The organism is Streptomyces sp. NPDC000941, from assembly GCF_053599555.1.
In genome coordinates this window covers 18846-29749 of record NZ_JBSFMM010000060.1, presented here as the reverse complement: position 1 = coordinate 29749, position 10904 = coordinate 18846, and the positions used below count along the sequence as shown (strand labels likewise).

Here is a 10904-nt window from a genome sequence, read left to right as displayed (position 1 = left end):
ACCGCGCTCGCGCCAGGTGACGCTCGTCCTGACGCTCATGCCCCGCCCCCTTGCTGCTCCGCGTCTGCCAGGACCCGCCCCCAGAACTCCGAGCAGAACCGGGCGAGCGGCCCGCGGGCGCTGCCGCCCGGCGGCTCACCGCCGTCCCACGCATCCGACAACCCGGGCTCCGGCGGCAGCTCACCGGCCAGCGGCAGGTCCAGAAGCCGGGCGATCTCCTCGTCGTCGAGCCCTGGTCCGCATGGCCCGCGCACCACCGCGCGCAAATCCCGCAACACCATGCCGACCGTCGATGCCACGCGGTGGGCGGCGGCGACCGCGCGCAGCTCGGCGGGCACGACCAGCAGACCCAGATCCAGCTGGTCGAGGGCTTCGGCCACCGTGTCGTCCACCCGCCGAGGCAGGTCCACCACCACGACCCCGCCGCGCCGACGCGCGGCCGCGAGCACCGCCCTCATCGCGGACGGCGCGATGGCCACCGATTGGCCGCGGTCCCAGCTGAGCACGCGCAAGGAGTGCAGTTCGGGGAGCGATTCCTCCAGCGCGCTCCCGGCGACCCGGCCGCGAGATTCGGCGAAGGCGGGCCACCTCAGCCCCTCCGCGCCCTCGCCGCCGAGCAGCACATCCAGACCGCCGCCCAGCGGGTCTCCGTCGATGAGCATGGTGCGCCGCCCCGCGCGGGCGGCGGTGACCGCCAGGGCGCAGGCGAGGGTGCTGGCCCCCGCACCGCCGCGCCCGCCGACGACTCCGATGGTGAAGGCCTGGCGGCCGACGCCCTCGGCCACGTCGGCGATGCGGTCCACCAGCCAGGTCTCGGCATCGGGCAGAAATGCCACATTGTCCGCGCCGAGGGCGACAGCTCTCTGCCAGATGCCGTGGTCGTCGAGGTCCCGTCCGATGAGCAGCACCCCCTCCCTGCGGGTGCCACCGCGCAGCCGGGCCGCGGCGTCGTCACCGACCAGAATGAGCGGGGCGCCCTCCCAACTCCCGCGGCGCGAGGGCAAGCCATGCACTACTTCGGGCTCGGCCCCCGCCGCCGCGCACAGCCGTAACAAGTCGTCGAGAAGCTCCTCGTCCTCCGTGACGATCAGCGGTCTGCGCTGTCGTCCATCCGCCGCCGGTCGATTTGGTGTGATGGATCCAGCCACGATCCCCTCCCCTTCTCCTTACGCGCCCATCTCGTTACGCGCTCTCACTTCCGCGAACGATGAGCGCGAACGCCGCGGAGAATCAGCGTCCGGCGATCCAGGAAATCTTGGGGATCTTGGTCCAAAACTGTGGACAACTCATCAGTTGTGAATATCCCAGTCACCTAAACAAGTGACTTCCGGAGAGCAGCCTTGCGATTACGCACAGTCACGGATCAGGCTGGTGGGGCGGCAGTGGCCGGCCGAGGCCCGGAAGGGGGAAATGATCAGGTGAGAAGACCGCAAATGCGTCCGGACATGCGACGACCCCCGCCGGGGGGGAGAGCGGGGGTCGTCCCCACGGCCGACTCGGGGGGGGAGGAGTCGGACCGGGTTAGCACGGTCGCGAACGATCCGTGACTTCCATGGTGTACCCGAGAGCCTTCTCAGGCAAACCCACGCGCCCAGCTTACGCCGAATGGTGGGCCCTATGCTCGGCGTCGTGGAAAACCACTCGTTGCCTCGGACAGCCGCCTTCTTTGACCTGGACAAGACGGTCATTGCGAAGTCGAGCACGCTCACCTTCAGCAAGTCCTTCTACCAAGGTGGGCTGATCAACCGCCGCGCCGTACTGCGTACCGCATATGCGCAGTTCGTCTTCCTCGCAGGCGGGGCGGATCACGAGCAGATGGAACGGATGCGGGAGTATCTCTCGGCGCTGTGTCGTGGATGGAATGTCGAGCAGGTGCGGGAGATCGTCGCCGAGACCCTGCATGACCTCATCGACCCGATCATCTATGACGAGGCCGCCTCCCTCATTGAGGAACACCACACCGCCGGCCGCGATGTGGTCATCGTCAGCACCTCGGGCGCCGAGGTCGTCGAGCCGATCGGCGAGCTGCTGGGCGCGGACCGCGTGGTGGCCACCCGTATGGTCGTGGAGAACGGGGTGTTCACCGGCGAGGTGGAGTACTACGCCTATGGGCCGACCAAAGCGGAAGCCATCGCCGAGCTGGCCGAGTCCGAGGGCTATGACCTCTCCCGCTGCTACGCATACAGCGACTCGGCCACCGACCTGCCGATGCTGGAGTCCGTCGGCCATCCCCACGCGGTGAACCCGAGCCGCGCGCTGCGCCGCGAGGCCGCCGCCCGCGGCTGGCCGGTCCTCTCCTTCAACAAGCCGGTGCGGCTGAAGCAGCGCGTGCCCTCGCTGTCCATGCCGCCGCGTCCGGTACTTGCCGTGGCGGCGGCGGTGGGCGCGGCCGCAGCCACTGCCGGGCTGATGTGGTACGCCAGTCGGCGCCGCGCACCGTATGCCCGCATTTGAAGCCAATCACAAAGATCTGCGATGAGAGCTTCCGCTTGGGCTGACACAGGAGTAGAAAGGAATCGAAGGCCCGCGAGACCAGGGGCATCCGGAGGATTCCCCCAGACGCACCAAGGCCCACGGACCTAGCATGAATACTGGGCACCCACGCGACGCCGACCCGTCGATTACGGGCCAGCCGCACCAGGTGACGGGCGAAGATCCCGACCTGATGGGCAAATTCTCGTGCACGCATGGTAACCCGGTGGCCGTGCCAGCGGCGGTACCGAACTCGGTGCCGCCGCAACCATGTCCGAGCCCACCGCAGCGCCGCCGTCCTGCGGTGACTCAGGCGGCGCCGCGCTGCAGGGCCTCGCAGACCGCCGTGCTCTCACGAGCCCCCAACTCCACCGCACGCCCGCACTGTGCGATCCACGCCGCCATGCCCTCAGGCGTCCCCGAGACATAGCCCTTCAACGCCTCGATGTATGCCGCAGCGCCCAATTCCGCGTGTCCGACCTCGGCCGCACAAATGGACTTCGGGTCAAGACCGCTGCCCACCAGCACGATCCGCTCCGCCGCGCGGGCCACCAGGCCGTTGTACGACCCAAAGGGCCGCAGGGCCAGCAGTTCGCCGTGCACCACCGCGGCCGTCACCAGCGCCGGGGCCTGGCTCCCCGCGAGCAGCAGCCGCGCCAGCCCATCCAACCGCCCGGCCACCTCGTCGGCGTCCGGCAGCGTCAGTTCGATCAGTGGCTCCTCGACCGGCTCACCCGCCAGCCGCGGCCGCCCCACCGTGTCGGCAACCTCCGTGCCCCCCGCCGCGACGAGATGCAGCCGGGCCAGCACCCGCAGCGGCGACTGCCGCCATACGCTCAACAGTTGTCCGGCCTCGGCGGTCAGCCGCAGCGCCGCGCCCACCGTGCGCGGTTCGCCCTCCGGTCCGAAGTCGCTGCGGCGGCGCACCTCCTCCAGCGCCCAGTCGGCCCCGGCCAGGGCGGCGGAGCCGCGCGCCCCGCGCAGGGCCGCCTCGGATGTGACCTCATTGCTGCGGCGGCGCATCACCCGGTGGCCATAGACCCGGTCCACCGCCTCGCGCACGGCGTCCACGGAGTCGGCGACGCCGGGAAGCGCGGCCAGGGCGGCGAGCGGATCTGCTGTCGTACTCATGAGTACGACCCTACGCACCTACCGGCGCCCACCGCCGCCACCCCTCATTGGAGTGGTCTTCTTCGCCGTATCCGCCTCCCGGGACGATCACTCACCTACGCTAGGTGAACATGAAGATCGCTTTCGTGGGCAAGGGCGGCAGCGGCAAGACGACGCTGTCCTCGCTGTTCATCCGCCACCTCGCCGCCACCGGCGCCCCCGTCATGGCCGTAGACGCGGACATCAACCAGCACCTCGGTGTGGCCCTCGGTCTGGACGAGCCGGAAGCCGCCGCACTGCCCGCCATGGGCGCCCACCTCCCCTTGATCAAGGACTACTTGCGCGGCACCAACCCCCGTATCTCCGGCGCCGACACGATGATCAAGACGACTCCGCCGGGCGAAGGCTCACGGCTCCTGCGGATCGACGAGGACAACCCGGTGTACGAGGCATGCGCCCGTACGGTCGGTCTCGACAGCGGGCAGGTCCGCCTGATGGTGACCGGCCCGTTCACCGAGTCCGATCTCGGCGTCGCCTGCTACCACTCCAAGGTCGGCGCGATCGAGCTGTGCCTGAACCATCTGGTGGACAGCCGCGACGAGTTCGTCGTCGTCGACATGACCGCCGGCAGCGACTCCTTCGCCTCCGGCCTCTTCACCCGCTTCGACATGACGTTCCTGGTCGCCGAGCCCACACGCAAGGGCGTGGCGGTCTATCGCCAGTACAAGGAGTACGCCGCCGACTTCGACGTGGCGCTGCGCGTGGTCGGCAACAAGGTGCAGGGTCCGGAGGACCTGGCCTTTCTGCGCGCGGAGGTGGGCGAGGACCTGCTGGTCACGGTCGGCCACTCGGACTGGGTGCGGGCCATGGAAAGGGGCCGCCCGCCGCGCTTCGAGGAGCTCGAGGAGGTCAACCGCCGCGCCCTGCGGACGCTGTACGAGGCGGCGGACGCGTCGTACGAGCGGCGGGACTGGCGGCGTTACACCCGCCAGATGGTGCACTTCCATCTGAGGAACGCGGAGAGCTGGGGCAACGAGAAGACGGGCGCCGACCTGGCCGCCCAGATCGACCCCGCCTTCATGCTGGGCGAATCCGTCCTGGCCGGGCGGCCGGCGGCTACTTCCGCTTCCGTTTGACCGGCAGCGCGGAGTGCGTGGAGGCCGGCTCGGCGGCGAAGAAGCCCGCCCAGCCGCCCTTCGGCCGCTTCCCGACGTCCAGTTTGCGCAGTCGGCGCAGGACTCCGGGGTCCTGCGCGTCCAGCCAGTCGGCCAGCTGCTTGAAGGAGAGGCAACGCACGCCCTTCTTCGGGCAGACCTTCTTGATGGTGTCCTCGACGGCGTTCATATACGTTCCGCCGTTCCAGGATTCGAAGTGGTTGCCGATGAACAGCGGTGCCCGATTGCCCTTGTAGGCCCGGCGGAAGGCGGCACCCAGTCCTTCGCGCATCTGCTTGCCCCAGGCGGCGCGCTTGGCGGGATCGCCCTTGGTGGTGCCGGACTGGTTGGCGAGGAAGTTGTAGTCCATCGACAGGGTTTCGAAGGAATGGCCGGGCACGGGGATCTCCTGCAGCGGAAAGTCCCAGATTCCGTGGATCTTCTTCGGCCAGACCTGGCGGCCGCCCACGGAGCTGGCGTCGTAGCGGAATCCCATCTTCTTGCCCGCCTTGATCAGGTTCTTCTGCCCCTCCAGGCAGGGGGCGCGGCCGCCCACGAGCTCCTTGCCGTAGTCGAAGGGCAGTGGTTCGCCGTCCCGCAGGCCGGTGTTGGTCTTCCAGTGTTTGACGAACGACACGGCCTGCCGGGTCTCGTCGATCCACTCTTTGGGGCTCCAGGTGCCCACCCCGTCGTCCGGGCCGCAGAAGTGGCCGTTGAAGTGGGTGCCGATCTCGTTGCCTTCGAGCCAGGCGGCGCCGAGTTGCTCGACGGTGTCCTTCACGCCCTTGATATCGTTGAAGCCGATGGCCGAGGAGCCGCGCGAATGTCGCGGCGGATCGTAGAGGTCCTGCTTCTTGGTAGGCAGCATGTAGACGCCGCTGAGGAAGTACGTCATCGTCGCGTCGTACTTCTTGGCGACGGCGCGGAAGCGGGAGAAGAGCTTCTGGCCGTCCTGGCCCGCGCCGTCCCACGAGAAGACGACGAACTGCGGTGGCTTGTCGCCCGGTTTGAGGCGCCGGGGGCTGAGCTGCCCCGGCTGCGGTCCGGTGTAGGAGGTCGATCCGTCACCGATGAGCCGGCCCTGTTTCCCGCCCCGCTTGGGGTGCTTGGGCGCCGCCGGCCCGTTCCGCTGCGCGTCGCGGTCCGTCCGCGGCTGGCCTGGGTTTCCCGAGCGCTGCGAGTCGTGCGAGCTCCCCGTGCAGTTGGCCAACGCGGCCAGCACGGCCATGACGGCCAACCCTGCAGTGACGTTTCTTCTGGCCCTCATGCCGCCACCTCGCCTCTCTCGTCGTTCCGCGTCGTGGGAGCGCGGAACGAGAGCCAAGCTCGCACGGAACGGAGAAAAGACAGAGCATGACAAGCCATTTCAAATGATTATTCACCCGTAAGGTGGAATATAGACCTGTTCTACCCGAAAAGACTTCCTGCCGACTTTACTCAGCATTACGATTCATTTACCAATGCTTGGGGGTCGATGCCGGGCTTGGGAATCAGACCGCAGTACGCCGTGACCCACGGCCGCGCTCTCATGCGCGGCCGCGAAGCCCCGGAGGAGACGGGAATGTCGCAGCTCTTGAACCGGATCGGCGGGGTCTCCTGCCGACGGGACCTTTCCGCCTCGATCGTCATCTTTCTGATCGCGATCCCGCTCTCCCTCGGGCTCGCGCTGGCCACAGGCGCCCCACTGCAGGCCGGTTTGGTCTCCGCCGTCGTGGGCGGAATCGTGGCCGGGCTGCTCGGGGGCGCCCCTCTCCAGGTGAGCGGCGCCGCGACCGGCCTGGTCGTGGTCACCGCCGATCTCGTGCAGCGCTACGGCTGGCGCACCACCTGCGCGATCACTGTGCTCGCCGGCGCGGCGCAACTGGTCTTCGGCGCCCTGCGGGTGGCGCGGGCCGCGCTCGCGATCAGCCCAGCCATCGTCCATGGGATGCTCGCGGGCATCGGTGTCGTCATCGCGGTCGGCCAGCTGCATGTGGTGCTCGGCGACAGCCCCGACAGCTCAGTGATCGACAACATCACCGCGCTGCCCACGGAGTTGAGACATCCGCACCCGGCCGCCCTTCTGGTGGGTGCGATCACCGCCGCGGTGCTCGTGCTGTGGCCCTGGCTGCCGGGGAAGGCCGGGCGGGTCGCACGTACCGTGCCGGCGGCACTCGTCGCCGTCGTCGCGGCCACCGCGGTGAGCGCGGGCATGACGGTGCCGCGCGTCGATCTGCCGTCCTGGGAGGTCCCGGCGCTACCCGGGCTTCCGGAGGGGCCAGTGCTCGGGCTGGTCGCCGCCGTGCTGACGGTCACTTTGGTCGCGAGCATGGAATCGCTGCTGTCCGCCGTCGCCGTCGACCGGCTGCAGACCGCGGGACCCGGCCCGCGGACGGAGGCGCCGGGCGTGGCTCCGCACCCGGCGCCGGAAAAGCAGCCGACCCGGCTGGACCGTGAGCTGGTCGGGCAGGGCACGGCCAACATGGTCTCCGGGCTCCTGGGCGGGCTGCCGATCGCGGGAGGCGCGATCCGCGGCTCGGCGAACGTCCGGGCCGGTGCCGTGACCCGCCGGTCCACGGTGCTCCATGGCGTATGGGTGGCGCTGTGCGCGGGGCTGCTCGCCGGGGTGCTCGAGCTGATTCCGCTCGCGGCGCTCGCCGCGCTGGTCATGGTCGTCGGCGTGAAGATGGTCAGCTTCGCGCACATCAAGAACGTGCAGCGGAACCGGGAGTTCCCGGTGTACGCGGCGACGCTGGGCGCGGTCGTCCTGCTGGGCGTATTGCAGGGGGTGGTGGTCGGGATCGTGGTCGCGGTCGTGACGGCGCTGCGCCGGCTGGCCCACACCCGGATCACCCTGGCCGAGGAGGCCGGGCTGCACCGGGTGCGGGTGAGCGGGCAGCTGACGTTTCTGGCGGTGCCCCGGCTCAGCCGGGCCCTGGCGCAGCTGCCGGCCGGGGCGAGCGTGGTGGTGGAGCTGGGCGGCTGGTTCATGGACCACGCCGCGTATGACGCGCTGCAGTCCTGGGCCGAGGGGCATCGGGCGCGCGGCGGCTGGGTCAGGCTCGGCGGCCGGTCGGGGCGGCCGATCGCCGAGCCGGCCAGCGCTCATGCCTGCCGGCCGTGGACACCCTGGCGCAACCATCACTGCACCCGTCCTGCCCCGACGGCCGTGCAGAACGGCGGAGGGCAGCTGCTCGGCGGGGTGAGCGCCTTCCAGCGGCACACCGCGCCGCTGGTGCGGGAGGAGTTGGCGCGGCTCGCGCGGGAGGGGCAGCGGCCCACTCAGCTCTTCTTGACCTGCGCCGACTCCCGGCTGGTGACCAGCATGATCACCTCGAGTGGGCCCGGCGATCTGTTCACCGTGCGCAATGTGGGCAATCTGGTGCCACCGCCCGGCTCCGGGGATGCCTGTGACTCGGTGGGCGCGGCCCTCGAATACGCGGTGGAGGTGCTGAAGGTCGGCAGCATCACGGTGTGCGGACACTCTGGATGCGGGGCGATGCAGGCGCTGCTCGGCCCGGCGGTGCCCGCACCGTCCGGCAAGCAGACGCCGCACGGCAGGCAGTCGCCGTCCGGGACGCAGACACCACCTGGGGCGCAGACACCATCGGGCAGGCAGATGCCGCCCGTGGCACAGACACCATCCAGCAGGCAGACGCCGCATGGGACGCACGTGCCGGCCGTCGCACAGACGCCGCTTGCGCGATGGCTGCGCCATGGGCGCCCGAGCCTGGCCCGTATGGAGCGGATCGGGCGGCTGGGGCGCGGGGAGGTGGCGCTCGGGGACAGGCCCGTGGCCGATGAGCTGGAGCGGCTGGCGTTGGTCAATGTGGTGCAGCAGCTCGACCATCTGATGGCGCACGGTTGTGTGGCCCGCCGGGTGGCGGAGGGCGGGCTGGTGCTTCAGGGGATGTACTTCCACGTGGGGGAGGCTCAGGCGTATGTGCTGGAGGCCGGGGGAGCGGGCAGATTCTCGGCTGTGCGGCCGGATCATGGCGCCGCAGCGGGTGCCTGTGCGAGCGGCGGGGCCGCGGCGGCAGGCTTGGGCGGCGGTTCCCTGGCCGGGGGCGTGGGACTCATGTGATTACAGGTCTAAACCAATTTTTGCCGACGACCCTTGTCAGGGTGCACCGCGGGCTGATGAGCTATGGCCTGGGACACAACGGTCACCCTGGGAAAGGGAGATGTCGTGAGCAACGAAAGCCTGGCCAACCTTCTTCGGGAGGAGCGTCGCTTCGCTCCACCCGCCGACCTGGCCGCCAACGCCAATGTCACGGCGGAGGCGTATGAGCGGGCGAAGGCTGACCGCCTGGGCTTCTGGGCCGAGCAGGCCCGTCGGCTGACCTGGGCCGTCGAGCCGACCGAGACGCTGGACTGGTCGAACCCGCCGTTCGCGAAGTGGTTCGCCGACGGCAAGCTCAATGTGGCGTACAACTGCGTCGACCGCCATGTGGAGAACGGGCTGGGCGACCGGGTGGCCATCCACTTCGAGGGCGAGCCCGGTGACACCCGCTCCGTCACGTACGCCGAGTTGCAGCGCGAGGTCTCCAAGGCGGCGCATGCCCTGACCGAGCTCGGGGTCCGGACCGGTGACCGGGTCGCGATCTATCTGCCGATGATCCCGGAGACCGTCGTCGCGATGCTGGCCTGTGCTCGCATCGGCGCCCCCCACTCCGTGGTCTTCGGCGGCTTCTCGGCCGACGCTCTCGCCACCCGCATCGAGGACGCCGACGCCCGGGTCGTGATCACAGCGGACGGCGGCTACCGCCGCGGCAAGCCCTCCGCGCTCAAGCCCGCCGTCGACGAGGCCCTGACCCGTCCGGGCACCGAGAACGTGCGCAATGTGCTGGTGGTCCGCCGCACCGGCCAGGAGGTGGCCTGGGCCGAGGGCCGCGATGTGTGGTGGCATGAGCTCGTCGACCGCCAGCCGGAGCAGCACACCCCCGAGGCGTTCGAGGCCGAGCACCCGCTCTTCATCCTCTACACCTCGGGCACCACCGGTAAGCCCAAGGGCATCCTGCACACCACCGGCGGCTACCTCACCCAGGTCTCCTACACCCACCACTCCGTCTTCGACCTCAAGCCGGAGTCGGATGTGTACTGGTGCACGGCCGACGTCGGCTGGGTCACCGGCCACTCGTACATCGTCTACGGACCGCTGTCCAACGGTGCGACCGAGGTGCTCTACGAGGGCACCCCGGACACCCCGCATCAGGGCCGTTGGTGGGAGATCGTCCAGAAGTACGGCGTCACGGTCTTCTACACCGCCCCGACCGCGATCCGCGCCTGCATGAAGTGGGGCGACGACATCCCGGCCAAGTTCGACCTGTCCTCGCTGCGCATCCTCGGCTCGGTCGGCGAGCCGATCAACCCCGAGGCATGGGTCTGGTACCGCAAGCACATCGGCGCGGACAAGACGCCCGTGGTCGACACCTGGTGGCAGACCGAGACCGGCGGGATGATGATCAGCCCGCTGCCGGGCGTCACCGAGACCAAGCCCGGTTCGGCTCAGGTCCCGCTCCCCGGCATCTCCGCCACCGTCGTCGACGACGATGCCAACGAGGTGCCGGACGGCTCCGGCGGCTACCTCGTCCTCACCGAGCCCTGGCCGTCCATGCTCCGCACCATCTGGGGCGACGACCAGCGCTATCTGGACACCTACTGGTCGCGCTTCGCCAACCGCTACTTCGCGGGCGACGGCGCCAAGAAGGACGACGACGGCGATATCTGGCTGCTCGGCCGGGTCGACGACGTCATGCTGGTCTCCGGCCACAACATCTCCACGACCGAGGTGGAGTCGGCGCTCGTCTCACACCCCAAGGTCGCCGAGGCCGCGGTCGTCGGGGCCACCGACCCCCAGACCACCCAGGCCATCTGCGCCTTCGTCATTCTGCGCGGCGGCGCCGCGGAGGGGGACGGTCTGGTCGAGGAGTTGCGGGCCCACGTCTCCAAGCACCTCGGCCCGATCGCCAAGCCCAAGCGGATTCTGCCGGTGGCCGAGCTGCCCAAGACCCGCTCCGGCAAGATCATGCGCCGGCTGCTGCGCGATGTCGCCGAGAACCGCACCCTCGGGGATGTCACCACCCTCACCGACTCATCCGTCATGGAGCTCATCCAGAGCAAGCTGCCGTCCGCCGCCAGCGAGGACTGACCCGGTCCCCCGCGCGGTCCAGCACAGCGGCCGCGCGG

General features: G+C 69.7%; 7 protein-coding genes. 4 read left to right on the top strand and 3 right to left on the bottom strand.

The features are described 5' to 3' along the window. Nucleotides 1-35: 35 nt before the first annotated feature. A complete protein-coding gene (gene ssd, locus ACWDSL_RS20840) occupies nt 36-1148 on the bottom strand; it encodes a septum site-determining protein Ssd (protein WP_450487428.1) in 1113 nt (370 codons plus the stop codon). A gap of 469 nt (nt 1149-1617) precedes the next feature. Here ssd and ACWDSL_RS20835 point away from each other — a divergent pair, with 469 nt between their 5' ends. Next, entirely contained in the window at nt 1618-2454 is an 837-nt protein-coding gene (locus ACWDSL_RS20835) for an HAD family hydrolase (RefSeq protein WP_089512770.1), read from the top strand. Between the two features lie 327 nt (nt 2455-2781). Here ACWDSL_RS20835 and ACWDSL_RS20830 read toward each other — a convergent pair whose 3' ends face one another. Next, complete coding sequence (locus ACWDSL_RS20830; protein ID WP_450487426.1) at nt 2782-3603, bottom strand: oxidoreductase; 822 nt, start codon at nt 3601-3603, stop codon at nt 2782-2784. A gap of 110 nt (nt 3604-3713) precedes the next feature. Here ACWDSL_RS20830 and ACWDSL_RS20825 point away from each other — a divergent pair, with 110 nt between their 5' ends. Further along, on the top strand, nt 3714-4718 hold the full coding sequence (locus ACWDSL_RS20825; protein WP_450487424.1) for an ATP-binding protein: 1005 nt from the start codon (nt 3714-3716) through the stop codon (nt 4716-4718). Here ACWDSL_RS20825 and ACWDSL_RS20820 read toward each other — a convergent pair. After that, nucleotides 4699-6003: a hypothetical protein gene (locus ACWDSL_RS20820; protein WP_450487422.1), complete on the bottom strand. Its 1305-nt coding sequence runs from the start codon at nt 6001-6003 to the stop codon at nt 4699-4701. The two genes, ACWDSL_RS20825 and ACWDSL_RS20820, sit on opposite strands and share 20 nt — an antisense overlap. A 294-nt stretch (nt 6004-6297) precedes the next feature. On the opposite strand from ACWDSL_RS20820, the gene ACWDSL_RS20815 reads away from it, so the two are divergent. Both ACWDSL_RS20815 and acs read left to right on the top strand, forming a co-directional pair. Further along, on the top strand, nt 6298-8799 hold the full coding sequence (locus tag ACWDSL_RS20815) for a bifunctional SulP family inorganic anion transporter/carbonic anhydrase (RefSeq protein WP_450487420.1): 2502 nt from the start codon (nt 6298-6300) through the stop codon (nt 8797-8799). 105 nt (nt 8800-8904) lie between these two features. Next, nucleotides 8905-10866 carry an acetate--CoA ligase gene (gene acs, locus ACWDSL_RS20810; protein ID WP_450487418.1) on the top strand — a complete coding sequence of 654 codons (1962 nt, stop codon included), beginning with the start codon at nt 8905-8907 and terminating at the stop codon, nt 10864-10866. The last annotated feature ends 38 nt before the right edge of the window (nt 10867-10904 follow it).